The sequence below is a fragment of the Novimethylophilus kurashikiensis genome (assembly GCF_003112435.1).
Taxonomy (GTDB): Bacteria; Pseudomonadota; Gammaproteobacteria; order Burkholderiales; family Methylophilaceae; genus Novimethylophilus; species Novimethylophilus kurashikiensis.
The window spans coordinates 197,812-223,243 of sequence record NZ_BDOQ01000006.1 but is presented as its reverse complement, the minus strand read 5'-3'; the positions used below and the strand labels follow the sequence as shown (position 1 = coordinate 223,243).

Sequence of the window (25,432 nt, the reverse complement as noted above, 5' to 3'; positions counted from 1 at the left end):
TGCTTACCTTCACCCGTGATTTATGAAATAATTGAAGCTTTTTAACGGGTTGGGATACATAAGCATGGACGAGAACAAAAGCAAAGCATTAGCTGCTGCTCTTTCTCAGATCGAGAAGCAGTTCGGCAAGGGCTCCATCATGCGCATGGGCGACACCGACGTCGCCGGCGATATCCAGGCTGTGTCCACCGGCTCGCTCGGTCTCGACCTGGCCCTCGGCATCGGCGGCTTGCCGCGCGGCCGCATCATCGAAATCTACGGTCCGGAATCCTCCGGTAAAACCACCCTCACCCTGCAAGTCATTGCCGAGATGCAAAAACTCGGTGGCGTGGCAGCGTTCATCGATGCGGAACACGCGCTCGATCCTCAGTACGCACAAAAGCTCGGTGTCAACGTTGCCGACCTGCTGATTTCCCAGCCGGATACCGGCGAACAGGCGCTCGAAATCGCTGACATGCTGGTGCGCTCGGGTTCTGTCGATGTGGTCGTGGTCGACTCCGTCGCCGCGCTGACCCCCAAGGCAGAAATCGAAGGCGAAATGGGCGATTCCCACATGGGCCTGCAAGCCCGTTTGATGTCGCAAGCCTTGCGCAAGCTCACTGCCAACATCAAGCGGACCAATACGCTGGTAATCTTCATCAACCAGATTCGTATGAAGATCGGCGTGATGTTCGGCAACCCCGAAACCACGACCGGCGGTAACGCGCTCAAGTTCTACGCCTCGGTGCGCATGGACATTCGCCGTACCGGCTCCATCAAGAAGGGCGACGAAGTGGTGGGTTCCGAAACCCGAGTGAAGGTCGTCAAGAACAAGGTGGCGCCGCCGTTCAAGCAAGCGGAATTCGACATTCTCTACGGCGAAGGCATTTCCCGCGAGGGCGAGATCATCGAGATCGGCGTGAACCTCAAGCTGGTGGAAAAATCTGGCGCCTGGTACAGCTACAAGGGCGAGAAGATCGGTCAGGGCAAGGACAATGCTCGCGAGTACCTGAAGGAACATCCGGAAGTTGCCCGCGAGATTGAAGACAAGATTCGTGCGCATGCCAAGGTGGGCGGTGCAGATGCCGTCGTGAAGACGGTCATGCCAGAGGCCGGTGACGAGTAATTCCGGCCCTTCGCTGCGGGAACGCGCGCTTGGCTACTTGGCCCGGCGCGAGCATTCGCGGCAGGAGTTGGCCCGCAAGTTGGCAGCCTATACTGAGGACGAAGATGAAATTGCAGCCGTCCTCGACGATTTCCAAAAGCGCGGCTGGTTATCCGACGAGCGATTTTCAGAGCAAGTCGTGCAAAGCCGGAAAGGCCGCTACGGCAGCCTGAAAGTGGCCCACGAACTGCGGCAAAAAGGCATCAGCGATTCGTTGACCGAAAAAGCTGTTGCGATGATGGTGCAAGATGAACTTGAGACCGCGCGTGCGGTCTGGCAAAAGAAGTTCGGCGAAGCGCCGAGAAGCCGCGAGGAGTGGGCCAAGCAAGCCCGGTTCCTGCAAGGACGCGGATTCGGCTTCGATACAATCAAGCGGGTACTCAAGAGCGACCCGGATGAACTGTAGCGCGGGCGGCCTCGCCTGCGACATAAAGCTTCTCGACGAGAGGCGAATGGAAGAATGATGCAGGCGAGGCCGCCTGCGCTACATAAAGCACACATGAACAGCAAACAGATACGTCAGGCTTTCCTCGATTTCTTCGCCTCCAAAGGCCATGCCATCGTTCCATCCAGCTCATTGGTGCCGCACGGCGATCCGACCCTGCTGTTTACCAATGCCGGGATGAACCAGTTCAAGGACGTGTTCCTGGGTTTCGACAAGCGTCCCTACACCCGTGCCACGACTTCGCAGAAATGCGTCCGTGCTGGCGGCAAGCACAACGACCTGGAAAACGTCGGTTATACCGCGCGCCATCACACCTTCTTCGAGATGCTGGGTAACTTCAGCTTCGGCGATTACTTCAAGCGCGACGCCATTCATTACGCCTGGGAACTGCTCACCGTCGTGTTCAAGATCCCTGCGGAAAAGCTCATGGTCACGGTCTATGCCGAGGACGATGAGGCTTACGATATCTGGCACAAGGAAGTCGGCGTACCTGCAGAGAAAATTGTACGCATCGGCGACAACAAGGGCGCACGCTACGCTTCCGATAACTTCTGGATGATGGGCGACACCGGCCCCTGCGGCCCGTGCACGGAAATCTTCTACGATCACGGCGCGCACATTCCCGGCGGGCCTCCGGGCAGCCCCGACGAAGACGGCGACCGCTTCATCGAAATCTGGAACAACGTGTTCATGCAGTTCAACCGCGACGAGGCCGGCGTGATGCATCCGCTGCCCAAGCCTTCGGTCGACACCGGCATGGGACTGGAGCGTATTGCCGCCGTGCTGCAAGGTGTGCATGCCAACTACGAGATCGACCTGTTCCAGAACCTCATCAAGGCTGCCGCGCGAGAAACCAAGACGTCTGATCTGGACAGCCCTTCATTGAAGGTTTTGGCCGACCATATCCGTGCTTGTTCTTTCCTCATTGCGGACGGCGTGATTCCCGGCAATGAAGGCCGCGGTTATGTGCTGCGCCGCATTATTCGCCGCGCCATCCGCCACGGCTACAAGCTGGGTGCGCGAGCTGCCTTCTTCCATAAGATGGTGCCCGACCTCGTGGCCGAGATGGGCGAAGCTTATCCGGAACTGAAGGAAAACCAGCAGCGCGTGATGGAAGTGCTCAAGCAGGAAGAAGACCGTTTCTTCGAAACCATCGAGCACGGCATGGCGATCCTGGAAGCAGAGTTGGCCGAGATGGCGAAGTCCGGGGTGACCATTTTTAACGGCGAGACCGCCTTCAAGCTGCACGATACTTACGGATTCCCGCTCGACCTTACTGCTGATATTTGCCGCGAGCGTAACGTCACGGTGGATAGCGCAGCCTTCGACGCCGCGATGGCCCGACAGAAGGAGCAAGCGCGCGCCGCAGGCAAGTTCAAGATGGCGACCAACCTGGAATACGACGGCCAGGCCACGACATTCCACGGCTATGAAAAGCTGGAGACGCAGGCTAAGGTGCTGGCACTCTACAAGGACGGTGCTGCGGTCAACGAACTTAACGAAGGTGATATGGGCGTAGTCGTGCTGGACGATACCCCGTTCTATGCCGAATCCGGGGGCCAGGTCGGCGACAATGGCGAACTGCGTGGCGGCAACGGCATTTTTGCCGTGGAAGACACGTTGAAAATCCAGGCAACCGTGTTCGGGCATCACGGCGTGCTGAAGACTGGTGTGCTCAAGGTTGGCGATGCGATCGCTGCACGCGTCAATATTCAATCCCGCGCTGCAACTATGCGCAATCACTCTGCCACCCACCTCATGCACAAGGCGTTGCGCGAAGTGCTGGGCGAACACGTGCAGCAGAAGGGGTCTTTGGTCGACCCCGACAAGACCCGTTTCGACTTCGTGCACAACGCACCGATGACGGACGAGGAACTGCGCAAGGTCGAGCAGATCGTCAATGCCGAGATTCTGGCGAATGAAGCTACTCAAGCGCGCGTCATGCCGATTGACGAGGCGCAGAAAACTGGCGCGATGATGTTGTTCGGCGAAAAGTACGGCGATGAAGTGCGCGTGTTGGATATCGGCTCCACTCGCGAATTGTGCGGCGGTACGCATGTCAGCCGCACCGGCGACATTGGTTTCTTCAAGATCGTGGCCGAATCCGGTGTGGCTGCAGGCGTACGTCGTATCGAGGCCGTTACCGGTGAGGGCGCGCTCAAGCTGGTTCAGTCGCAACAGGCGCTGATTGCTCAGGCTGCTGGCGAACTCAAGGCGCCGGCACATGAAGTTCCTGCCAAGATTGTCCAGATCATGGATAACGTGAAGGCATTGGAAAAAGAGCTGACCCGTCTCAAATCCAAGCTGGCGGCAAGCCAAGGCGACGATTTGGCAGCGCAGGCGCAGGAAATCAACGGTATCAAGGTGCTTGCTGCAACTCTGGAAGGCGCAGATGCAACAGCGCTGCGCGAGACCATGGACAAGCTCAAGGACAAGCTCAAGTCCGCTGCTATCGTGCTGGCTAGTGTGAACGATGGCAAGGTGAGCCTGGCAGCAGGGGTGACGGCCGACCAGATCGGTAAGATCAAGGCCGGCGAATTGGTGAATTTTGTCGCCCAGCAAGTGGGCGGCAAAGGCGGCGGCAAGCCGGATATGGCGATGGCGGGCGGAACCGAACCCGCCAAGCTGCCGCAAGCTTTGGCCGGTGTTACCGGCTGGGTTCAAGAGAAATTGGCTTAACCCTTAACTCGCGAATTAAGAATTTAGACTCATAACTCAACTATGGCACTCATCGTACAAAAATACGGCGGCACGTCCGTCGGCTCTCCGGAACGTATTCGCAATGTCGCCCGCCGCGTAGCGCGCTACAAGGCACTGGGGCATCAGGTCGTGGTGGTCGTATCCGCGATGTCCGGCGAAACCAATCGATTGATCGGCCTGGCCAGGGAAATCATGCCGGAGCCCGATCCGCGCGAATTGGATCAAATGGTCTCGACCGGCGAGCAAGTCACCATTGCGTTGACTTCGATGGCGCTGATGGACTTGGGTGTCAAGGCGCGCAGCTACACCGGTTCTCAAGTTCGTATTTTGACAGACGACGCCTTCACCAAAGCGCGCATTCTCAGCATCGACGAAGAGCGTATCCGCGCCGATCTGAACGCTGGTTATGTGGTGGTCGTCGCCGGTTTTCAGGGGGTGGACGAGGCTGGCAACATCACCACGCTCGGTCGTGGTGGCTCCGATACCACCGGCGTGGCGTTGGCTGCGGCGCTCAAGGCTGACGAATGTCAGATCTACACCGACGTGGACGGCGTCTACACGACCGACCCGCGTATCGTGCCCGAGGCGCGACGCCTGAGCACCATTACCTTCGAGGAAATGCTGGAGTTGGCGAGCCAGGGCTCAAAGGTGCTGCAAATCCGCTCGGTCGAATTCGCCGGCAAATACAAGGTCAAGTTGCGCGTGCTCTCCAGCTTCGAGGAAGAAGGCGACGGCACGCTGATTACATTCGAGGAAAGCGACAATATGGAACAACCCATCATCTCCGGCATTGCATTCAACCGCGACGAAGCCAAGATCACCGTGCTGGGCGTGCCCGATCGTCCCGGTATTGCCTACCAGATCCTGGGTCCGGTGGCCGATGCCAATATCGACGTGGACATGATCATCCAGAACGTGGGCGCAGACGGCACCACGGACTTTACCTTCACCGTGCACAAGAATGAGCTCAACAAGACGCTCAGCATTCTTAAGGACAAGGTGCAAGGCCATATCGGCGCACGTGAAATCAACGGCGACGACAAGATCGCCAAGATTTCCGTGGTCGGTGTGGGCATGCGTTCCCATGTGGGGATTGCTAGCCAGATGTTCCGCACGCTTGCCGAGGAAGGCATCAATATCCAGATGATTTCCACGTCCGAAATCAAGATTTCCGTCGTTGTCGACGAGAAGTACATGGAGTTGGCGGTACGCGTTCTGCACAAGGCATTCGAGCTGGATCAGGCCGCCGCCTGATCTCGAAAAAGATTGCTTTTTGCAGGATAAACCGTTATCCTGCGCGTCCTGTTTGGAGACGTGGCCGAGAGGTCGAAGGCACTTCCCTGCTAAGGAAGCATACGGGCTTAAACCTGTATCGAGGGTTCGAATCCCTCCGTCTCCGCCAGTTAAATAAAAAAGCGTCCGGTCGGACGCTTTTTTATTTTTCAGACTGGTTTCTCGTGTTTCTGCAGAATCTCCCAGATTTCAACAAATTGCGAGTCCTTGCTGAAATGGCTTGCAGTCGATGTGGCTAGGGCTACCAGTCGCTGGAATATGCTGCAAATGAGTGATGTGGAGTAAATGCGGAAAATAAAAAAGGCGTCCGATTGGACGCCTTTTTTGAAATTGGTCGGGGTGAGAGGATTCGAACCTCCGGCCTCTACGTCCCGAACGTAGCGCTCTACCAGGCTAAGCTACACCCCGAAAGCAGTTAATAACTACGTGTAACTGCGAAAGACGCTAATTCTACCAGAGCTTGGTGGTAATTTGAAACAGGTAAATGCGAAATCGCGGCGCAGGCGGCGTGCGATTCAAGCTGCGCGAGATTGCGGACATGGTCGAGCGCGCCAGTCTCATGAACGGCGGCTGCGACTGCGTCCAGGTGGTCCAAACCGCCTTGTTCGATCGCATCGCGGATCAGTTTGGCCTGGGTCGGAGTTCCATTTCGCATCGCATAAAGCAGCGGCAGGGTGGGCTTGCCTTCGGCGAGATCGTCGCCCAGGTTCTTGCCGATTTCTGCAGCTTCGCCGGAGAAATCGAGGACGTCGTCGATGAGTTGGAAGGCTGTACCCAGGTGCATGCCGTAACGCGCCATGGCTTCCTCGTCATTAGAGGATGCCTGGCACAGGATGGCGCCGAGCCGGGTCGCGGCTTCGAACAGTTTAGCGGTCTTGTAGTGGATGACCTTGAGGTAGGCCTCGTCGGTAATGTCTGCATCGTGGCAATTGAGGAGTTGCAGCACCTCGCCCTCGGCGATGATGTTGGTGGCATCGGCCAACACTTGCATCACACGCATGTTCTCCACGCCGACCATCATCTGGAACGCGCGGGAATAGATGAAGTCGCCAACCAGGACGCTGGCAGCATTGCCGAACAGGTTGTTTGCCGTTTCCTGCCCGCGTCGCATGCTGGAGCCGTCGACCACATCGTCATGCAGCAAAGTGGCGGTATGGATGAACTCGATGACGGCTGCGAGCCGGTGGTGGTGCGCAGAGATACTGCCGAACGCGCCTCCGGAGAGCAGCACCAGGGCCGGCCGCATGCGTTTCCCGCCGCTGTTGACGATATATTCCGCTACCTGGTTGATGAGAACGACTTCGGAGTGGAGTTGGCGACGAATTTCGGCATCTACGAGAAGCATCTCGTCGGCGATGCTGGCCTGGATAAAGTCGAGCGACACGGTTGATTTTTATGAATGCAAACAAGGGAATTCTATCATAGGGATAGAGTGCGATTCGGGTTGACCTTTCGACTTTTCTATCTGTATAATTCCGGATTCTTTTTAGATGCATAAAGCAACGAGGCTCAACATGTATGCAGTCATCAAAACCGGTGGTAAGCAATATCGCGTAACCCCTGGTGAAAAACTCAAGGTTGAAAAGCTGGCTGGTGAAGTCGGCAGCGATGTCGTGATCGATCAAGTGCTGATGGTTGCAGACGGCGACAACGTGACCGTTGGCGCACCTGTGGTTGCTGGCGCTTCTGTGAAGGCAACCGTGGTTTCCCACGGCCGTCACGATAAGGTCATGATCTTCAAGATGCGCCGTCGTAAGCACTACCGCAAGACGCAAGGTCATCGTCAAGATTACACCGAAATCCAGATTCAACAGATCGCTGCAAAGTAATCTGTTAAAACTGGATCAGTTAAGGAGTTAAGCAATGGCACACAAAAAAGCAGGCGGTAGTTCCCGTAACGGCCGCGACTCACAAGCACAACGACTCGGCGTCAAGGCTTTCGGCGACCAAGTGATTTCCGCCGGCAGCATCATCGTTCGTCAGCGCGGCACCCAAATGCACCCGGGCGAGAACGTCGGTATCGGCAAGGATCACACCCTGTTCGCCAAGGTTGACGGCAAGGTGGCTTTCAGCGTCAAGGGCGCGCTGCAACGCAAGACGGTTAGCATCATCCCGGTTTAATTTCGGGTTGCTCCGTACTGGAAAAGCCTCGCCGTGTTGGCGAGGCTTTTTTGTTTGGGGATAATTTCTCATTATGAAATTCATCGACGAAGCCACGATTAAAGTGTTTGCCGGTGACGGCGGTAACGGCGCAGCGACATTCCGTCGCGAAAAGTACGAGCCGGAAGGCGGGCCCAACGGCGGCGACGGTGGTCGCGGCGGATCGGTCTACGCGATTGCCGACCGCAACATCAATACTTTGGTGGATTACCGCTATACCCGCAGCTTCCGCGCTGAGCGTGGAGAAAACGGCCGCGGCTCAGATTGTTACGGCAAGGGCGGCGAAGACACCGTGTTGCGCGTTCCGGTTGGAACGGTCATCACTGATAAGGCAACAGGGCGAACCGTGGCTGACTTGGCCGAGCACGACCAGAAGGTGCTGCTCGCCAAGGGCGGTATCGGCGGGTTGGGCAACATCCATTTCAAGTCAAGCACCAACCGCGCGCCGAAACAATGCACCCCCGGAGAACCTGGAGAGCAGTTCGAGCTCTACATGGAGCTCAAGGTCTTGGCCGATGTGGGCTTGCTGGGCATGCCCAATGCCGGCAAATCGACTTTCATTCGGTCGGTTTCCGCGGCCAAGCCCAAGGTTGCCGATTATCCGTTCACCACCTTGCATCCCAATCTGGGTGTGGTGCGCGTCGATACCAACCGCAGTTTCGTCATCGCCGATATTCCCGGATTGATCGAAGGGGCGGCAGAAGGTGCCGGGCTGGGCCATCAGTTCTTGCGCCACCTAGCACGCACGCGCTTATTGCTGCATATCGTGGATATTGCACCGTTCGACGAGGGTGTCGATCCGGTGCAAGAGGCGCACGCTATTGTTGAAGAGTTGCGCAAGTACGACGAAGGCTTGTACAACAAGCCACGCTGGCTGGTGCTCAACAAGCTCGACATGCTGCCCGACGATGAGCGAGACGCACGCCGTGATGCTTTCATCAAGGCATTCGGTTGGGAAGGCCGTAGCTTCGGTATTTCCGCGATCAGCGGCGAAGGTTGTCAGGCGCTGGTCTACGCCATCATGGAGCATCTGGACGCAAACAAATATCAAGAAGATGAAGTCGCTACTCGCTAACGCCAAGCACATCGTCGTCAAGGTCGGTTCCAGCCTCGTCACCAACGAGGGGCGAGGACTTGACCGCAATGCCATTGCCGCCTGGGCCGATCAAATTGCCCGGCTTACTCAGCATGGCAAAAAAGTCATTCTGGTTTCTAGCGGCGCTGTGGCCGAAGGCATGCAGCGCTTGGGCTGGAATAAGCGTCCGACTGCCGTGAATGAATTGCAGGCAGCAGCAGCCGTTGGGCAGATGGGATTGGTGCAGATGTACGAATCCTGTTTCGCCCAGCATCAGCTGCATACTGCGCAAGTACTGCTCACTCATGACGATCTCGCCGATCGCAAGCGTTATCTCAATGCCCGCAGCACCTTGCGCACGCTGCTCGACCTCAACGTTATTCCCATCATCAACGAGAACGACACCGTTGCCACCGACGAAATTCGTTTCGGCGACAACGATACCCTGGGTTCGTTGGTTGCTAACCTGGTGGAGGCCGACGCTCTCGTTATTCTCACCGATCAGTCCGGTCTGTACTCAGCTGATCCGCGCAAAGATCCTTCAGCTACCCTGATACAACACGCCGCAGCCGGCGCCCCTGAGCTTGAGCAAATGGCGGGTGGCGCCGGCAGTGTGGTTGGTACCGGCGGCATGTTGACCAAAGTATTGGCGGCTAAGCGGGCTGCGCGTAGCGGTGCACATACCATCATCGCTTCAGGTCGCGAAAAGGATGTGCTGGTACGGTTGGCGGATGGCGAAGTCATCGGCAGCCACCTGCATGCCGCCGAAATGAAAATGGCTGCACGTAAACAGTGGATGGCCGATCATTTGCAAGTCCGGGGCAAGCTAACGCTCGATGCCGGGGCCGTGCGTGCATTGCGCGAGGACGGCAAGAGCCTGCTGCCTATCGGGGTCACAGCCGTCAGTGGCGAATTCGAGCGCGGCGAAGTCGTTACCTGTGTGGATAGCAACGGTCAACAGATCGCCCGGGGGCTGGTGAACTACACCTCGACGGAAACCATGCGCATCCTTAAGCACCCCAGCAGCGAGATCGAAACCGTGCTGGGGTACGTGGATGAAGCAGAGCTGATCCACCGGGACAATCTGGTATTGCTGTAAAACGCAGCGGATGATCGGGCGGGCGGTTCGCCTGCTTTCTCACCGGAAGGCTAGGCCTTCTGCGTTACAATTCGGCCGCATTGAAAGGAAACAATATGACCAACCAACAACCTCTGGTCGCCATCATCATGGGCTCCGACAGCGACTGGCCCGTCATGCAAGCTGCTGCGGCCATGCTTGACGATTTCGGTGTGCCTTATGAAGCCGGTGTCGTCTCTGCCCATCGTACTCCCGACCTGATGTTCGAATTCGCCGAGCAAGCCCGCGAGCGCGGCTTCCGCGCCATCATCGCAGGTGCCGGCGGTGCTGCGCATTTGCCAGGTATGGTGGCCGCCAAGACCACGCTGCCCGTATTAGGTGTTCCAGTGCCGTCTCGTCACCTGCAAGGGCAGGATTCCTTGCTCTCCATCGTGCAAATGCCCAAGGGGATTCCCGTCGCTACGTTTGCGATCGGCGAGGCTGGGGCAGCCAATGCGGGCCTGTTTGCCGTTGCACTGCTGGCGACCACCGACAATACCTTGGCTGACAAGCTTGCTGCATTCCGCCAGGCGCAAACCGAGAAGGTGCTCAACATGACTTTACGGAGGGATGCATGATTCTGCCACCCGCAACACTGGGGATGCTCGGCGGCGGCCAGCTGGCGCGATTTTTTGTAATTGCCGCGCATGAGATGGGCTACAAGGTCGTGGTGCTCGATCCGGATAAGAACAGTCCAGCAGGCATGATCGCCGACAAGCATTTGTGCGCCGCTTATGACGATGCGGCCGCGCTGAATGAAATGGCGCAGACCTGCGCCGCTGTAACCACGGAATTCGAGAACGTTCCGGCCGCTACGCTGGAAACCTTGGCTAAATCGGTTCCGGTGCATCCCACGGCATCTGCCGTGGCGATCTGCCAGCACCGTGTGAGCGAAAAGAATTTCCTGCGCGACAACAGCTTTCCTCACGCGCCTTACGCAGAAATCAATACCGAAGCGGACATTCCTTCGACGGATAGCGGCCTTTATCCCGGCATCCTCAAGGTGGCGCGATTCGGTTATGACGGCAAGGGTCAGGCTCGTGTGAAGTCGGCGGAAGAAGCGCTTGCTGCTTTCCGTGCCTTCAAGGGCGAGCAGTGCGTGCTGGAGAAAATGCTATCGCTGGATTACGAGGTTTCCGTTGTTCTGGCGAGAGATGCTGCCGGCAACGTCGTGCCTTTTCCCACCGTGGAAAACCAGCACCGCAACGGGATTCTGGATGTGACTATTGCCCCTGCGCGCGGCAGTGCCGAAGTACGCGACCAGGCGCAAGCACTGGCGCGCGGCGTGGCAGAGAGGCTGGGGTATGTGGGAACGCTGGGCGTCGAGTTTTTCGTGTGCGGCGGCCAGCTCTACGTCAACGAAATGGCACCGCGCCCGCATAACTCGGGCCATTACACCATCGATGCCTGCGTGACCAACCAGTTCGAGCAGCAAGTGCGTGCGGTGTGCGGCTTGCCTTTAGGCGATGCGCGCCTGCACAGCCCGGCGGTCATGGTCAATCTGCTGGGCGACGTCTGGCCAAACGGCCATGCGCCGGCTTGGAATGTGTTGTTCGAGCAGCGTGACCTCAAGCTGCATCTTTACGGTAAGCATGAAGCGCGCCCCGGTCGCAAGATGGGTCACTTCACCGTGATCGGTGCAGACGCAGCCGAAGTGCATGCCGCTGCAATGGCGGCTCGCAAGCGCATCGGTATCGAGGATTAATGCAGTAAATCGAAAGTCCTTTAGTCGGAGTCATTCCGGCAAAATGGCTTTCAACCTTTGAATTTCCCGCTTACAACTCAATTCGCAAGCCAAAACAAAAAGCCGGTCAGGTTTCCCCGACCGGCCTTTTTAATCCAGCAAAAACGCTAAGTCTTAGGCCATGGCCTTAACAGCAGCAGCCAGACGGCTCTTGTGGCGTGCGGCCTTGTTCTTGTGGATGATCTGCTTGTCCGCGATACGATCGATCACGCTTTGCGATTCATTGAAAACGGTTTGAGCAGCGGCTTTGTCGCCAGCCAGAACTGCCTTAGCCACTTTCTTGATTGCGGTACGCAGCTCGGAGCGCAAGCTCGCGTTGTGGGCGCGTTGCTTTACCGCCTGACGAGCACGCTTTCTTGCCTGTGCGCTGTTAGCCATTAAAACTCCTGAAGAATGAGCAGAATTTCGAAACGCGAAATAATACAGAGCTGCGCGGTTTTTTGCAAGGATGAATCGGTGGCGCGCATGGTAGAATTCGGCGCACGAAAATAACGTCAGTTTCCTGCATGAATCTACTCCGTGCGCTGGCCGCTGTCGGCAGCATGACTTTCCTCTCCCGCATCCTGGGATTCGTCCGCGACACCTTGGTGGCGCGCGTCTTCGGTGCAGGGGCCGCGACCGACGCTTTTTTCATCGCTTTCAAGATTCCCAACCTGCTGCGCCGCATGTTCGCGGAGGGCGCATTTTCGCAGGCCTTCGTGCCGGTGCTGGCCGAATACAAGGAGCGGCGCGGGCAGGAAGCTACGCAGCATCTGGTGAATCACGTCGCCAGCCTGCTCAGTCTGGTGCTGTTCGGCGTCACCGTGCTGGGAATACTCGCAGCCCCCTGGGTGGTTTACCTCAGCGCCCCTGGCTTCAAGGCCAGCCCGGATACGTTCCAACTCACTATCCAGCTGTTGCGGGTCACGTTTCCCTACATCTTGTTCATCTCCTTGGCCTCGTTGGCGGGCGCGGTGCTGAACACTTATGGGCGCTTTTCCATTCCCGCCTTCACGCCGACGCTGCTCAATATCACCTTCATTCTGTTCTCCCTGTTTTTGGTGCCGTACTTCAATCCGCCCATCATGGCGCTGGCTTGGGCGGTATTCATCGGCGGCATCCTGCAACTGTTTTTCCAGGTGCCGTATCTGATCAAGCTGGGTTTCCGTCCACGATTCAGCCTGGATTGGGGCGACGAAGGCGTGTGGCGCATCGTCAAGCTCATGGGCCCTGCCATGTTCGGCGTTTCCATTGCGCAGATATCCCTGCTGATCAACACGATTTTTGCGTCCTTCCTGCAAACCGGCAGCGTGTCTTGGTTGTATTACGCCGACCGCCTGATGGAGTTTCCCACCGGTGTGCTAGGCGTGGCGTTGGGGACTATCTTGTTACCCAGTCTCTCCAAGACGTACGCCGATGCATCGCATCAGGAATATTCCAAACTGCTGGATTGGGGCCTGCGCCTGACCTTTATGCTGGCTGCGCCCGCTGCCGTAGCCTTTGCCGTGCTCGCAGTGCCCTTGGTCACGAGTTTGTTCAAGTACGGCCAATTCAACGAGCAGGATGTATGGATGACCTGTCAGGCGCTGGTCGCTTATAGCGCCGGGTTGCTAGGGTTGATTGTGGTGAAGGTGCTGGCCCCTGGTTTTTATGCCCGCCAGAACATCAAGACGCCGGTGAAAATTGCCGTGTTTACTTTGGGCGCCACGCAATTGATGAACCTAGCGTTCATCTGGCAGTTGAAACACGCGGGCCTCGCGCTTGCCATCGGGCTGGGCGCTTGCCTCAATGCGGGCCTGCTTTACTACAACTTGCGCCGGCACAACATCTATCATCCGCAGCCAGGCTGGCTGCCCTTTGTGCTTAAGCTGGCGACAGCGCTGGCTGTCATGGCTGCGACACTGGCGTATCTTTCCGGGCCGAGCGAAGCCTGGCTGCATTATGCGGTTCACGAAAAGCTGGTGCGACTGAGCATCTTGGTCCTGGCCGGGGCCGGCAGCTACTTCGCCGCATTGGGCCTGCTTGGTTTCCGGCCGCGAGATTTCACGAAGCGCGTTTCAGCATGATGCAAATCCTCAGACATTTTCCCGAACATGCGGAAGTGCCATGTGCGCTCGCCATCGGCAACTTCGACGGCGTGCACATCGGGCACCAGGCCATTCTCAAGCAGTTGACCAAGACTGCTAAGGCGCTGGGCATGATGAGCAGCGTCCTGACGTTCGAGCCGCATCCGCGCGAATTCTTCAAGCCGGAAGCCGCGCCGGTACGATTGGCCTCGATGCGCGAAAAACTGGAGTTATTCGCCAAGTACGGCGTTGAACGCGCCATCGTGTGTCAGTTCGATGGTGATTTTGCTGCCATGAGCGCGGATAACTTCATCGAGGACATCCTGCGCAAGTCGCTGGATGCACGGTTGATTCTCGTCGGTGAAGATTTTCGTTTCGGTGCCCATCGTATGGGTAACGTGCAAAGCCTGCGCGATGCGGGATGTCAGGTAGAAAACCTTCCGGATGTTGAGATCGAAGGCGTGCGCGTTTCCAGTACGGCAGTCCGCCAGGCACTTGCGACGGGCGATTTGGCGCAGGCCAAGCGCCTGCTGGGCCGCGATTACAGCATCAGCGGGCATGTGGTGCACGGCGACAAGGTGGGCCGCCAACTTGGGTACCCCACTGCCAACGTGCAAATGCATCACGACAAACCGCCGTTGACCGGCATCTATGCGGTAAAATTAGCGGGCTTGGAAAACAAGGACTTGCCCGGTGTTGCCAGCCTGGGATTCCGGCCGACGGTGAAGAACAACGGCAAGCCGACGCTGGAAGTCCATCTTTTCGACTTCGAAGGCGACCTTTACGGTCATCATGTGCAAGTCAAGTTTTTGCAGAAAATCCGCGACGAGGAAAAATTTCCCGATCTCGAGACGTTGAAGCGCCAGATTGCGCTGGACGAGCAGGCTGCTCGCCAATATTTTTTGAACGAACCGATATGACCGATTACAAAAATACGCTGAATCTTCCCGATACCCCGTTCCCCATGCGCGGCGACCTCGCCAAGCGCGAGCCCAACTGGCTCAAGGCCTGGCAGGAGAAAAAGCTCTACGAGAAGATCCGCGAGGCACGCAAGGGCGCCAAGAAGTTCATCCTGCACGACGGCCCACCTTACGCCAACGGCGATATTCACATCGGTCATGCGGTCAATAAGATTCTCAAGGACATCATCGTCAAGGCGAAGACCTTGAGCGGTTTCGATGCGCCTTATGTGCCCGGTTGGGATTGCCACGGCCTGCCCATCGAGCTGATGGTGGAAAAACTGCACGGCAAGGAGATCGCACCGGCCAAGTTCCGCGAGCTATGCCGCGAATACGCCAAGGAACAGATCGAGCGCCAGAAGAAGGATTTCATCCGCCTGGGCGTGCTGGGCGACTGGGATCATCCCTACCTCACCATGGATTTCAAGACCGAGGCCGACATCATGCGCGCCTTGGGAGAGATCTATAAAAACGGCTATTTGTATCAAGGCTCCAAGCCCGTGCACTGGTGCGTGGACTGCGGCTCCGCATTGGCCGAGGCCGAGGTGGAATACGAGGACAAGAATTCGCCTGCCATCGACGTCAGTTTCAAGGTGGTGGACAACGCGGCATTGAGCAAGGCGTTCGGCGTGAATATCGAGGGTGATGCCTATGCGCTGATCTGGACGACGACGCCATGGACCTTACCAGCCAACCAGGCAGTTTCCGTTCACCCTGAGTTCACCTATGACCTTATCCAAACCAGCCGCGGTTTGCTTATCCTGGCGCATGACTTGGCCGAAGCCACATTGACGCGTTATGCCGAAACGGCTACGCACGTCGTCGCCTCCTGCCAAGGTTCGGCGCTGGAATACCTCAAGCTGCAACACCCGTTCTACAGCCGCCAGGTGCCCATCATTTGCGGGGACCATGTCACCACCGATGCCGGTACCGGCCTGGTGCATACTGCTCCGGCACACGGTCTGGAAGACTATGCGGTCGGGATGCGCTACAACCTGCCGGTAGATAATCCGGTCGGCGACGACGGCAAGTTCTACAGCAAGGTCGAGTTGTTTGCCGGTATGAGTATTTGGGATGCCAACAAGGTCGTGATCGAGACGCTGCAAAACAACGGCGTCCTCATGGCTTCGGCCCGCCTCAACCACAGCTATCCGCATTGCTGGCGCCACAAGACGCCGGTGATTTTCCGGGCAACACATCAGTGGTTCATTGGCATGAACCAGCAGGGTACGTCCGGCAAGACCTTGCGTGACATCGCCAACAAGGCCGTCGACGATACGCAGTTTTTCCCGTCCTGGGGCCGTGCGCGTCTGGAAGCCATGATCAAGAACCGCCCCGACTGGTGCGTCTCGCGCCAACGCAATTGGGGCGTACCGATGCCGCTGTTCGTGCACAAGGAAACGGGTGAGCCCCATCCGCAAACGCTGGAGCTGCTGGAAAAGGTTGCGCTGCAAGTCGAGCAGCAGGGCATCGAGGCCTGGTTCTCGCTGGATGGTGCGGCTTTCCTGGCCCAGCATGCGCCGCAGAATGCTGACCAGTACAAGAAAGTCACAGATACCCTGGATGTTTGGTTCGATTCCGGGGCCACGCATGCTGCCGTATTGAAGCGCCGTGAAGAATTGCAAAGTCCTGCAGATTTGTACCTGGAAGGCTCCGACCAGCATCGCGGCTGGTTCCAGAGCTCGCTCCTGACGGGCTGTGCCATCGATCAACGTGCACCTTACGATGCATTGCTGACCCACGGTTTCGTGGTGGACGGCGCCGGGCACAAGATGAGTAAGTCCAAGGGCAACGTCATAGCGCCGCAAAAAGTCATGGATACCTTCGGCGCCGATATCCTGCGCTTATGGGTTGCTTCGACGGATTACTCCGGCGAGCTCACGATTTCCGACGAAATCCTCAAGCGTTCGGTGGACAGCTATCGTCGTATCCGTAACACCTTGCGCTTCCTGTTGGCGAATCTGGCCGATTTCGATGCGAGCAAGGATTTGCTGCCTGCCGATCAATGGCTGGATATCGACCGCTATGCCCTGGTACTGACGGGCGAATTGCAGGAGCGCGCCCGCAAGAACTACGACAGCTACGAATTCCATCTCGTCGTGCAGGAACTGCATAACTTCTGTTCCGAGGAACTGGGCGGCTTCTATCTCGATATCCTCAAGGATCGCCTCTATACAGCCGGGGCTGATTCCAAGGCACGCCGGGCTGCTCAGAGCGCCTTATGGCACATCACCCATGCGTTGACGCAACTCTTCGCGCCGGTGCTGTCGTTTACAGCCGATGAGGTGTGGGAACTGCTCTCGGGTAATCCGGCAGACAGCGTGTTGCTGCATACCTGGTATGAATTGCCGACATTCGGCGATGTCAGCGAATTAGTCGCGCGCTGGAGCACTTTGCGCAAGCTGCGCGGCGATGTGCTCAAGCTGCTGGAGCAATTGCGTCAGGAAGGCAAGATCGGTTCTTCATTGCAGGCCGAGGTCGATGTGTATGCCGAAGGCGATTCGCTGGCGCAGTTGCAAAGCTTCGGCAACGACCTCCGCTTTGCCTTCATCACCTCGCAGGCCCGTCTGCATGCAGGCAAGGAGACCGATGCCGTCGCCACTTCCGTCGACGGCGTCAGCGTCGTGGCTGCGCCCAGTGCCCAGGCCAAATGCGAGCGTTGCTGGCACTACCGCTTCGATGTCGGCGCCGATGCAGCCCATCCGCATATTTGCGGTCGTTGCGTGAGCAACCTCTACGGTGAAGGCGAGCCGCGCAGCCATGCGTGATTCTCATAGCGCAGGCGGCATGGCCTGCATCGCTCTGGTTGCTTTGGGTAATGCAGGCGAGACCGCCTGCGCTACGGGGGTGGTAGCGTGAGGCGCTGGCTGGCGTTGAGTGCGCTGGTCATCGTGCTCGACCAAGTCACCAAGGTGTGGGTGCAGTCAGCGTTCGCTTTCGGTGAACACCGCACTGTGACTTCGTTCTTCGACCTCGTGCTGTTCTACAACGAAGGCGCTGCGTTCAGTTTTCTTGCCAGTGCCGGCGGCTGGCAGCGTGTATTCTTCAGCCTGTTCGCCTTGATCGCCTCCGGCATCATCCTGCGGCTGCTCAAGAAACACCCGGAAAATACCTTGTTCTGCTTCGCGCTGAGCCTAGTACTGGGCGGCGCGCTGGGCAACCTGTGGGACCGCGTCATGCTGGGACACGTGGTCGATTTTCTCTATTTTCACTATCATGACTATTATTGGCCCGCCTTTAATGTGGCCGATTCCGCAATTTGCGCGGGTGTGGGATTGCTGTTGTGGGACGGCCTGAAGAAGCCTGATCGATAATTTGCAGCGTAGGGGGTGTGCATGGCACAGCAGGAAAAAAGAGCATGTCTTGCGACAGCGCTGGTTTTTTCCTTGTTATGGCTTGCTGGATGTGCCAGTTCTGCCCCTCCCATCAAAAAGTCCGTCCCAGAGCAGCAAGATCGTAGCTCTCTAAGCCAGTTCGGCAAATCCGACCTCGACCGCATGGCCGACGTGCAAATGCGGGAAAACACCCAAAGCCTGCGCCTCCTCATGACCAAGCTCTACAAGCGCAATCCGCGCGAACTGCGCAAGAGCACTTCCGGCACAGCGGAGGAAATGGTGGATTGGGTGTTCGAAGGCGGCCAGGGTTGGCGATTCCCGAAGATCAACAACGTTCAGGGCACCGAGGCGATTCAGCTGGCTTTTCAGCCCGAATACCAGGGCGACCGCGTGCTGCCTTTCATCGTGGGGTTGGAAACCATGCTGATCAAGGCGCACGGCGGCAAGGAGGAGTTTTTCTATACCGATAGTCTCGATCCCCAAAGCATCTACAATGCAGCACGCAACGTCGAGATCGCGGCGTGGAAGCTCTCCAACGCCCGCGATAGCCAGGGCCAGCTTTACCTGCTTACCAACGAGCTGAACGACAGCGGCCACAACCTCAGTTTCGAGCGCGAATTCGGCAAGATCATCGGACGCACCGACCTTTATGCCATGACGCTTTCCGAAAAGTCCCAGCGGACGATCTCACGTATCGCGCTGAGCTTCGCGACGGCGCTGTTCCTGCCGTTCTGATTACTTCTACTGCTTTATTCCGCTTTTGATTGGATCACCACGAAATTCGGCGCAAAGACGGCACTGAACGTGCTGCCTTTGCCCAGCTCGCTCTGGATTTCCAGGCGCGCATCGTGGCGGGTGAGGATGTGCTTGACGATGGAGAGCCCCAAACCCGTGCCGCCGGTCTCGCGCGAACGGCTGCGGTCCACGCGGTAAAAGCGTTCGGTCAGGCGGGGGATGTGATGCTGCTCGATGCCGATGCCGGTGTCCTGCACGCTGAACACGGCTTCCTTGCCGCGCAGTTGCCAGCGAATGCGGATTTCGCCGCCCTCCGGGGTATAGCGGATGGCGTTGTTGACGAGGTTGCCGAAAGCGCTATGCAATTCGTCGCGGTTGCCGCGCAAGTGCAGGGTTTCGTCCATGGACTCGATATAGACTTTGTGACGATTGCCGCTTAGATTCTGGCCCTCGTTCTGCACGGTGGCGATGAGGCCGGGGACATCGACTTCGGTTTCCTGCAACAGGTTCTGGCTGCTTTCCAGCTGCGACAGCATCAGCAGGTCTTCTACCAGGTTGCGCATGCGGCCGGTCTGGTCTTCCATCAGGTCGAAGTAGTGGCGCAGGTTTTCTGGCACTGCGCCTTCGATATCCTTGAGCGTTTCCAGGAAGCCGCCGACGACCGTCAACGGGGTACGAAGCTCATGCGAGACGTTGGCGATGAAGTCGCGTCGCATGGTTTCGATTTTTTCCAAATGCGTGATGTCGCGGCAGATCAGCAGTTTTTGATTTTCGCCAAAAGGGACCAACTGCAATTCGAGCGAGATATCGGAATTGCGGCTCGATTTGAGATGCAGCGGCTCGGAGTAGTTGCGCTCGTTGAGGTAGGCGATGAACTCGGTCTGGCGCACCAGGTAACTGATCGGCTGCCCCGCGTCGTGCTCCATGCTGAGGCCGAGCTGCTTGCTGGCCGAAGGATTGCACCACTCGATCTGGTCGGTCTCGTTCAATACCACCACGCCATCAGGCAAGGCGCCGGCAGCGAGTTGCAGGCGTTCCAGGGCCGAGATCAGTCGCGTTTCGCTACGGGAATGCTGTCGCAACACCTGATACAGCGTGGCGAATACGTCGTCCCACAATCCGTTGCCTTCCGGCACCAAGGGCAATTCCGGTTTTTTCAGCCAGGCGACGAGCTTGCGGAAATTGTACAAATGCAACGCAAGCAGCGCCGCAACGCACAGGCAAAAAGTGAAAAGGGCGGTGCCGCCGCCGGCCATGGGCCACAGCAGCAGACAAAGAAAAGCCGCCGGTAAAAGCGGCCAGGTGGTCCGCCAAACGAAATCTTGCACGTATTAAACCGTTGGGATGAGGCTGGGTATTATCGGCTAGTGCGCGGAAAACCGGTAGCCCACGCCGCGCACTGTCTGAATCATTTCTTCGTGCTGGCTGGCTTCGAGTGCCTTGCGCAAGCGGCGGATGTGGACATCCACGGTGCGGTCTTCAACATAAACGCGATCGCCCCAGACCTTGTCCAGCACGTTGGCGCGGGAGTGCACGCGCTCCGGGTTGGACATGAGGAAATGCAGCAGGCGGAATTCGGTCGGGCCGAGGTCGATCACGATGCCGTTGCCGGTCACCCGATGTGTCACCGGATCCACGCGCAGGCCGCCGACTTCGATCGGATCGTCTGTCATTTGCGGCGCGCGGCGGCGCAGCACGGCCTTGACGCGAGCCAGGAGCTCGCGCGGGCTGAACGGTTTGGTCACATAGTCGTCCGCACCCACTTCCAGGCCGCGCACCTTGTCGGCTTCTTCGCTCTTGGCGGTGAGCATGATGATGGGAATGGCCTTGGTGTAATCCTCGCTCTTGAGGCGGCGTGCGAATTCGATGCCGCTCATGCCGGGTAGCATCCAGTCGAGAATGATCAAATCGGGAAGGGTCTCGCGCATCAGTTGCTGAGCTTGTTCGACGCTCATGGCGCGAAGCGGGTTGTGCCCGGCTTGCTGCAGGTTGAGCGTCAGCAGTTCCTGAATGGCCGGTTCGTCTTCAACTACCAAGATGTTGGCAGGCATTGCGGTGTTTTCCTTGCGATGAGTTGCGCACACTTTATGACGCTAATATGACATATTCATGACAGCGCGGAAACGATTGCTAACTCGACTGTTTTATACGACTATTCACCAACGTTTTTCATTTCGGAGCAGTGGCTTAACGGCAGGATAAAGTTTCTTAAATAAATAATCAGGAGGAGAGCATGTCGGGTTTTTTCTCGAAGGAAAGAATAACGGCCAGCCACGGTTACAACCGCTGGCTGATTCCCCCGGCCGCATTGGCCGTGCACTTGTGTATCGGGCAAGCGTATGCGTTCAGCGTGTTCAACGAACCGTTGACGCGCATCCTCGGCGTCAAGGAATCTCTTCCTGAAGATTGGAAACTCACGACGATTGGCTGGATCTACAGCCTAGCCATCGTTTTCCTGGGACTCTCCGCGGCATTCGGCGGCAAATGGCTGGAAAAGGTCGGTCCGCGCCGCACCATGTTCACGGCCGCTTGCTGCTTCGGCGGGGGCTTCATCCTCTCGGCCATCGGCATCAAGCTGCACCAGATCTGGCTGCTCTATCTCGGTTACGGTGTCATTGGCGGATGTGGGTTGGGCCTGGGCTATGTCTCGCCGGTTTCTACACTTATCAAGTGGTTCCCCGACAGGCGCGGCATGGCGACTGGCATGGCGATCATGGGTTTCGGCGGCGGCGCCATGGTGGGTGCACCCTTGAGCGTGATGCTCATGAAGCATTTCCATAGCGACACCAGCACTGGTGTGATGGAAACCTTCGCAGTCATGGGTGTGTTGTATTTCACCTCCATGGTCATCGGCTCGCTGGCCATCCGGATTCCTCCTCCCGATTGGAAGCCCGCAGGCTGGACGCCGCCTACGGAAGAGAAAAAGATGGTGACCAAGCGCCACGTGCACATCGATCAGGCGCTCAAGACGCCACAGTTCTATCTGCTCTGGCTCATCCTGTGCCTTAACGTCACGGCTGGTATCGGGATATTGGGGCAAGCCTCAGTGATGATCCAGGAGATGTTCAAGGGCCGCATTACACCAGAGGCTGCGGCAGGCTTTGTGGGCTTGCTGAGCCTGTTTAATATGGGTGGGCGTTTCGTCTGGTCGTCGGCATCGGATTTCTTCGGCCGCAAAAACACTTACTTCCTGTTCTTTGCGCTGGGGACATTTCTTTATTCCATGCTCCCAAACTTCAGCAGCGAGGGAAATATCCTGCTGTTCATCGCGGCGGCAGCGGTCATCCTGAGCATGTACGGCGGCGGCTTTTCCACCATTCCCGCTTATCTCGCCGATATCTTCGGCACGAAGTACGTTGGCGGCATCCATGGGCGACTACTGACGGCGTGGTCTACGGCGGGTGTGCTGGGGCCGGTGCTGGTGAACTACATTCGCGAATATCAGGTCGCCCATGGCGTTGCCAAGGCCGATGCCTACACGACAACCCTGTACATCATGGCCTGCCTGCTGGCGACAGGATTCGTGTGCAACCTGCTGATGCGCGAAGTGCATGAAAAGCACTACATGCGGCACGATCAGGTCGACGACGACTCACTCAACGGTTAACGGGAGTACGACATGGAAACGACGAACAAATCGGAAAGCCATCCCATCCTGCTGGTATTGTTCTGGGCCTATGTGCTGATTCCGCTGGGCTGGGGGGTGTACCAGACCTTCAAGAAGGCCATGGCGTTATTTCAATAATCTCTTCCCGGGTAACGCGGACTATTATTCGGTCGTCTAGCGTTGCCCGATTTGCCCCATGCTCCTAGCCCGCCGCCTTTGTCTAAATTGTAGGGAAATGGCTGGTCAGGAAATCCTGATGTGGGGGTACTCAAAGATATCACCGTCCTGTTTTGAGCCTATAATGCCTAACCCGCAGCACAACATTAAGAACAAGCAACACACGAATAATTAACAATAGCTCGAACGACTCATGCAACAGATCTACCACAAAGCGATTCTTCTTCTTACCACCATGCGGGGCTATGTTTTTGCCGCGACTGTCGGCATTGCCGCCATGGTGTTCCTCGGTGCCACGCTCGCTTCTTCCTTGTTGTATGAAAAACTGTTCGGCGAGAACGCGCGGGAAACCGCCCAGGAAATCTCCTGGCAGAACTACGGCATCCTGACCCGCTCGCTGGAAACCGGAGCGACGCATGCCCAGGTCCAGGCCTTGTCCGAGACGACCAAGAATGCCTTTTCCAATATCACCCGACTGGATGTTTATCGTAGCGCCGGGCTTGCCAATCGATACGGCGTCGTAAATCTGCCACCTGCGTCAGCCGAAGTTTTGCAGGCGATGTCGAGCGGGAAAAAGGTGATCAGCGAGGATGAACAAGGTATCCGCTTCGCTTATCCGGTCAAGGCGCAGTCGAATTGCTTGCGGTGCCATGCCGAAGCGCGCGAGGGAGATGTGCTGGGGGTGATCGCCTCGCACTATCGACTGGAGCCGGTCACGCCCAAGGTGCGAATTTATTACGTTGGTCTGTTCTTGCTGCTGGGAACGCTGGTACTGTTGATCGCAACCGCCATTTCTGCCTTTGCGGCAGGTCGTATCAAGGTTTCTGCCGACCGCTTCCGTCACAAGGTGGGAACGATCAACTCGGTCAAGGATTTCCATCAGCTGGATATCGATAGCGTTAATTTCGGTTTCGAGGAGTTCAACGAGACCTTCGGCCACGTACACGAACTGGTCGAGAAAATCCGCCAGGTGGCGGTGGACAAGAATGTGCTCGAATTCGAAATCCGCCTGCTGGAAAAATTCATCATCACCTCCAATGTGGTGAAAGATTGGCGCGAATTCATCTGCTCCCTCCTCATCGAAATTACGCCCATCATCGACGCTTATGCGCTGGTGACGATTTTCCGCATCGAGGAAGAAGCCTACGAGTGCGAGGTGTTCTGGCGCAATACGCCGTCCGACAAGACCCGCGAGGTATTCGAGCACTTCCTGCACAAGCATCTGGAAGGCAACCCCATGCTGCACGGTAGCGTGCTGCTCAACGTGGTGCACAACATCGCCGACCAGAAGAGCATGCTGGCCGACCTGAGCGAGCATGAGCTGGAACTGCAAACCAAGTCGCTGGTGCTGGATACCCCGCGTATCGGCGGCATCGTCGGCATCGGCGTGCAGTCGACCATGGCCCAGGATGAAGTGCGCAGCATGGTCATCGGTAGCATTCTTACCACGCTGCTCAACCTGGTGGGCTCGGTTAAGGCGATCTACAAATACACCAAGGACCTGGAGTATTACGCCACCCGCGACCCGCTGACCAATATCTACAACCAGCGCATGTTCTGGGAACTGTTGGGTTATGAGGTAGGGCGATCCAAGCGACATAACCAGCATTTCGCTGTGATGATGCTCGACCTGGATAACTTCAAGACCATCAACGACCGCTTCGGCCACCAATTTGGCGATCTGTTCCTGCAAGCCTTCTCGGACATCCTACATAGCGTGGTGCGCGACGGCGATCTGTTGACACGGTACGGCGGCGATGAGTTCTGCATCATTCTGCCCGAGGCCAACGATACCCAGGCACACATGATCGCCCAGCGCATCGTGGAAAGGCTGGAGGCCTATGTGATGCCGACGCCGGACGGTTTGCGCGTCAAGACCACGACTTCGGTCGGCATCGCTGTCTACCCCCAGCACGGCGAGGACCCCAAGGATTTGTTCCTGGTCGCCGACAACATGATGTACAAGGCCAAGCGCTCTGGCAAAAACGCCATCGCCATCCCCAACGAGGACGAGATGGCCGAGGTGTTCCGTCAGGCCGGCGAAAAAATCCTCATGGTGCAGAATGCGCTGGACCAGCGCCGCATCGTGCCGTTCTTCCAGCCCATTTGTAACGCCGCAAACGGCGAGATTGGCATCCACGAACTGCTCATGCGTATCCAGATGGATGACCGCCTCATCGTCGCCAACGACTTTATCGAAGAAGCCGAGAGCATGGGCATCGTGCACAAGATGGATTACCAGCTGATCGAGAAGGCTTTCGAACAGATGCGTGAGCAGAATTACCAGGGCATGCTGTTCGTCAACCTGTCGCCCAAGGCCTTGATCGTCGGCGAATTCGTGGGGCGCGTGCAGCGCTTGGCCAAGGAGTTCGATATCGCGCCGGAACGTATCGTGTTCGAGATCACCGAGCGCGAGACCGTAAGCAACCTCAGTCTGCTGGAGAAATTCGTTCTGGACATCAAGATGCAAGGCTTCAGCTTTGCCATCGACGACTTCGGTTCCGGCTATTCATCCTTCCAGTACATCAAGCGTTTCCCCGTCGATTACATCAAGATCGAGGGCGAATTTATCCGCAACATGCTGCAGGACGAGGTTTACCTGGCATTCATCAAGAGTATCGTGACGCTGGCCAAGGAACTGAAAGTCAAGACCATCGCGGAGTTCGTCGAGGATGCGGACATCCTGGCAGCGGTGAGCGAATTGGGCATCGATTACGCCCAGGGTTACCATATCAGCCGTCCGTCTCAGAAACTCCATACCGGCGCGAATCTAAACTGATTCCCGCTTGAGTAGTGACAACCCCCAAAGGCCCGCAAGGGCCTTTTTTGTTGACCTCGGTTTGTCGCGGGATCGGGTAAAAGCGATCCATATAAGACGTCGGTTTGGTGCCGAAAT

22 protein-coding genes and 2 tRNA genes are annotated in these 25,432 nt (G+C 57.3%); 19 read left to right on the top strand and 5 right to left on the bottom strand.

All coding sequences use genetic code 11. From position 1 onward, the window contains the following. Window positions 1–64: 64 nt before the first annotated feature. The 5 genes from recA to NMK_RS08590 all read left to right on the top strand — a co-directional run bounded on the left by recA (window position 65) and on the right by NMK_RS08590 (window position 5,691). Window positions 65–1,105 (top strand): recombinase RecA, encoded by a 1,041-nt coding sequence (recA, locus tag NMK_RS08610; RefSeq protein ID WP_109015361.1) that lies wholly within the window; start codon window positions 65–67, stop codon window positions 1,103–1,105. Continuing rightward, entirely contained in the window at window positions 1,095–1,550 is a 456-nt protein-coding gene (gene recX / locus NMK_RS08605) for a recombination regulator RecX (protein WP_109015360.1), read from the top strand. The genes recA and recX overlap by 11 nt, the downstream gene beginning before the upstream one ends. A 93-nt stretch (window positions 1,551–1,643) precedes the next feature. Then, window positions 1,644–4,268: an alanine--tRNA ligase gene (alaS, locus tag NMK_RS08600; protein ID WP_109015359.1), complete on the top strand. Its 2,625-nt coding sequence runs from the start codon at window positions 1,644–1,646 to the stop codon at window positions 4,266–4,268. A 42-nt stretch (window positions 4,269–4,310) separates the two neighbouring features. Further along, window positions 4,311–5,543: an aspartate kinase gene (locus NMK_RS08595; RefSeq protein WP_109015358.1), complete on the top strand. Its 1,233-nt coding sequence runs from the start codon at window positions 4,311–4,313 to the stop codon at window positions 5,541–5,543. A 54-nt stretch (window positions 5,544–5,597) separates the two neighbouring features. Then, window positions 5,598–5,691: transfer RNA gene (locus NMK_RS08590), tRNA-Ser, on the top strand. A gap of 222 nt (window positions 5,692–5,913) precedes the next feature. On the opposite strand, the gene NMK_RS08585 is transcribed toward NMK_RS08590, so the two are convergent. Both NMK_RS08585 and NMK_RS08580 read right to left on the bottom strand, forming a co-directional pair. Beyond that, a tRNA-Pro gene (locus NMK_RS08585) sits at window positions 5,914–5,990 on the bottom strand. 7 nt (window positions 5,991–5,997) lie between these two features. Beyond that, window positions 5,998–6,927, bottom strand: a complete 930-nt coding sequence (locus NMK_RS08580) for a polyprenyl synthetase family protein (protein WP_109015444.1) — start codon at window positions 6,925–6,927, stop codon at window positions 5,998–6,000. 169 nt (window positions 6,928–7,096) lie between these two features. Between NMK_RS08580 and rplU the strand changes: the two genes are divergently transcribed. The 6 genes from rplU (at window position 7,097) to NMK_RS08550 (ending at window position 11,639) form a co-directional block, all read left to right on the top strand. Next, on the top strand, window positions 7,097–7,411 hold the full coding sequence (gene rplU / locus NMK_RS08575) for a 50S ribosomal protein L21 (protein WP_109015357.1): 315 nt from the start codon (window positions 7,097–7,099) through the stop codon (window positions 7,409–7,411). Between the two features lie 34 nt (window positions 7,412–7,445). Next, window positions 7,446–7,703, top strand: coding sequence for a 50S ribosomal protein L27 (gene rpmA / locus NMK_RS08570; RefSeq protein WP_109015356.1), 258 nt, complete (start codon window positions 7,446–7,448; stop codon window positions 7,701–7,703). A gap of 73 nt (window positions 7,704–7,776) precedes the next feature. Further along, the gene (gene cgtA / locus NMK_RS08565; RefSeq protein WP_109015355.1) at window positions 7,777–8,817 is read left to right on the top strand and encodes an Obg family GTPase CgtA; all 1,041 of its coding nucleotides are present in this window, start codon (window positions 7,777–7,779) and stop codon (window positions 8,815–8,817) included. Continuing rightward, on the top strand, window positions 8,798–9,916 hold the full coding sequence (gene proB / locus NMK_RS08560; protein ID WP_109015354.1) for a glutamate 5-kinase: 1,119 nt from the start codon (window positions 8,798–8,800) through the stop codon (window positions 9,914–9,916). Before cgtA ends, proB begins: the two co-directional genes overlap by 20 nt. Window positions 9,917–10,011: 95 nt before the next feature. Beyond that, window positions 10,012–10,512, top strand: coding sequence for a 5-(carboxyamino)imidazole ribonucleotide mutase (gene purE / locus NMK_RS08555; protein WP_109015353.1), 501 nt, complete (start codon window positions 10,012–10,014; stop codon window positions 10,510–10,512). After that, window positions 10,509–11,639, top strand: a complete 1,131-nt coding sequence (locus tag NMK_RS08550; protein WP_109015352.1) for a 5-(carboxyamino)imidazole ribonucleotide synthase — start codon at window positions 10,509–10,511, stop codon at window positions 11,637–11,639. Before purE ends, NMK_RS08550 begins: the two co-directional genes overlap by 4 nt. A 153-nt stretch (window positions 11,640–11,792) precedes the next feature. Here NMK_RS08550 and rpsT read toward each other — a convergent pair whose 3' ends face one another. After that, window positions 11,793–12,056 (bottom strand): 30S ribosomal protein S20, encoded by a 264-nt coding sequence (rpsT, locus tag NMK_RS08545; protein ID WP_109015351.1) that lies wholly within the window; start codon window positions 12,054–12,056, stop codon window positions 11,793–11,795. 128 nt (window positions 12,057–12,184) lie between these two features. On the opposite strand from rpsT, the gene murJ reads away from it, so the two are divergent. From murJ to NMK_RS08520, 5 genes are all read left to right on the top strand, one after another. Next, complete coding sequence (gene murJ, locus NMK_RS08540; RefSeq protein ID WP_109015350.1) at window positions 12,185–13,723, top strand: murein biosynthesis integral membrane protein MurJ; 1,539 nt, start codon at window positions 12,185–12,187, stop codon at window positions 13,721–13,723. Further along, window positions 13,720–14,643: a bifunctional riboflavin kinase/FAD synthetase gene (locus NMK_RS08535; protein WP_306419341.1), complete on the top strand. Its 924-nt coding sequence runs from the start codon at window positions 13,720–13,722 to the stop codon at window positions 14,641–14,643. The genes murJ and NMK_RS08535 overlap by 4 nt, the downstream gene beginning before the upstream one ends. After that, window positions 14,640–17,450 (top strand): isoleucine--tRNA ligase, encoded by a 2,811-nt coding sequence (gene ileS, locus NMK_RS08530; RefSeq protein WP_109015348.1) that lies wholly within the window; start codon window positions 14,640–14,642, stop codon window positions 17,448–17,450. The genes NMK_RS08535 and ileS overlap by 4 nt, the downstream gene beginning before the upstream one ends. Window positions 17,451–17,537: 87 nt before the next feature. Next, window positions 17,538–17,996 (top strand): signal peptidase II, encoded by a 459-nt coding sequence (gene lspA, locus NMK_RS08525; RefSeq protein ID WP_109015347.1) that lies wholly within the window; start codon window positions 17,538–17,540, stop codon window positions 17,994–17,996. Window positions 17,997–18,017: 21 nt separating this feature from the next. Beyond that, window positions 18,018–18,752 (top strand): hypothetical protein, encoded by a 735-nt coding sequence (locus NMK_RS08520; protein ID WP_227871428.1) that lies wholly within the window; start codon window positions 18,018–18,020, stop codon window positions 18,750–18,752. A 14-nt stretch (window positions 18,753–18,766) separates the two neighbouring features. Here the strand turns inward: NMK_RS08520 and phoR are convergent, their stop codons facing one another. Then, window positions 18,767–20,080 (bottom strand): phosphate regulon sensor histidine kinase PhoR, encoded by a 1,314-nt coding sequence (phoR, locus tag NMK_RS08515; RefSeq protein ID WP_109015346.1) that lies wholly within the window; start codon window positions 20,078–20,080, stop codon window positions 18,767–18,769. A gap of 36 nt (window positions 20,081–20,116) precedes the next feature. Next, window positions 20,117–20,803, bottom strand: a complete 687-nt coding sequence (phoB, locus tag NMK_RS08510; protein WP_109015345.1) for a phosphate regulon transcriptional regulator PhoB — start codon at window positions 20,801–20,803, stop codon at window positions 20,117–20,119. 182 nt (window positions 20,804–20,985) lie between these two features. Here phoB and NMK_RS08505 point away from each other — a divergent pair, with 182 nt between their 5' ends. The 3 genes from NMK_RS08505 (at window position 20,986) to NMK_RS08495 (ending at window position 25,315) form a co-directional block, all read left to right on the top strand. Continuing rightward, window positions 20,986–22,359: an L-lactate MFS transporter gene (locus tag NMK_RS08505; RefSeq protein ID WP_109015344.1), complete on the top strand. Its 1,374-nt coding sequence runs from the start codon at window positions 20,986–20,988 to the stop codon at window positions 22,357–22,359. Window positions 22,360–22,371: 12 nt separating this feature from the next. After that, a complete protein-coding gene (locus tag NMK_RS18990) occupies window positions 22,372–22,497 on the top strand; it encodes an MFS transporter small subunit (protein WP_109015343.1) in 126 nt (41 codons plus the stop codon). A 232-nt stretch (window positions 22,498–22,729) separates the two neighbouring features. Further along, window positions 22,730–25,315, top strand: coding sequence for a putative bifunctional diguanylate cyclase/phosphodiesterase (locus NMK_RS08495; protein WP_109015342.1), 2,586 nt, complete (start codon window positions 22,730–22,732; stop codon window positions 25,313–25,315). Window positions 25,316–25,432: the final 117 nt, after the last annotated feature.

What these genes read in the sequence shown, in the direction of transcription:
- rpsT (WP_109015351.1), bottom strand. Translation starts at nt 12,056, where the DNA reads ATGGCTAACAGCGCACAGGCAAGAAAGCGTGCTCGTCAGGCGGTAAAG.
- purE (WP_109015353.1), top strand. Translation starts at nt 10,012, where the DNA reads ATGACCAACCAACAACCTCTGGTCGCCATCATCATGGGCTCCGACAGC.
- NMK_RS18990 (WP_109015343.1), top strand. Translation starts at nt 22,372, where the DNA reads ATGGAAACGACGAACAAATCGGAAAGCCATCCCATCCTGCTGGTATTG.
- NMK_RS08580 (WP_109015444.1), bottom strand. Translation starts at nt 6,927, where the DNA reads ATGCTTCTCGTAGATGCCGAAATTCGTCGCCAACTCCACTCCGAAGTC.
- recA (WP_109015361.1), top strand. Translation starts at nt 65, where the DNA reads ATGGACGAGAACAAAAGCAAAGCATTAGCTGCTGCTCTTTCTCAGATC.
- NMK_RS08520 (WP_227871428.1), top strand. Translation starts at nt 18,018, where the DNA reads ATGGCACAGCAGGAAAAAAGAGCATGTCTTGCGACAGCGCTGGTTTTT.
- rpmA (WP_109015356.1), top strand. Translation starts at nt 7,446, where the DNA reads ATGGCACACAAAAAAGCAGGCGGTAGTTCCCGTAACGGCCGCGACTCA.
- rplU (WP_109015357.1), top strand. Translation starts at nt 7,097, where the DNA reads ATGTATGCAGTCATCAAAACCGGTGGTAAGCAATATCGCGTAACCCCT.
- ileS (WP_109015348.1), top strand. Translation starts at nt 14,640, where the DNA reads ATGACCGATTACAAAAATACGCTGAATCTTCCCGATACCCCGTTCCCC.
- alaS (WP_109015359.1), top strand. Translation starts at nt 1,644, where the DNA reads ATGAACAGCAAACAGATACGTCAGGCTTTCCTCGATTTCTTCGCCTCC.
- phoB (WP_109015345.1), bottom strand. Translation starts at nt 20,803, where the DNA reads ATGCCTGCCAACATCTTGGTAGTTGAAGACGAACCGGCCATTCAGGAA.
- murJ (WP_109015350.1), top strand. Translation starts at nt 12,185, where the DNA reads ATGAATCTACTCCGTGCGCTGGCCGCTGTCGGCAGCATGACTTTCCTC.
- proB (WP_109015354.1), top strand. Translation starts at nt 8,798, where the DNA reads ATGAAGTCGCTACTCGCTAACGCCAAGCACATCGTCGTCAAGGTCGGT.
- NMK_RS08535 (WP_306419341.1), top strand. Translation starts at nt 13,720, where the DNA reads ATGATGCAAATCCTCAGACATTTTCCCGAACATGCGGAAGTGCCATGT.
- cgtA (WP_109015355.1), top strand. Translation starts at nt 7,777, where the DNA reads ATGAAATTCATCGACGAAGCCACGATTAAAGTGTTTGCCGGTGACGGC.
- NMK_RS08505 (WP_109015344.1), top strand. Translation starts at nt 20,986, where the DNA reads ATGTCGGGTTTTTTCTCGAAGGAAAGAATAACGGCCAGCCACGGTTAC.
- NMK_RS08595 (WP_109015358.1), top strand. Translation starts at nt 4,311, where the DNA reads ATGGCACTCATCGTACAAAAATACGGCGGCACGTCCGTCGGCTCTCCG.
- NMK_RS08495 (WP_109015342.1), top strand. Translation starts at nt 22,730, where the DNA reads ATGCAACAGATCTACCACAAAGCGATTCTTCTTCTTACCACCATGCGG.
- NMK_RS08550 (WP_109015352.1), top strand. Translation starts at nt 10,509, where the DNA reads ATGATTCTGCCACCCGCAACACTGGGGATGCTCGGCGGCGGCCAGCTG.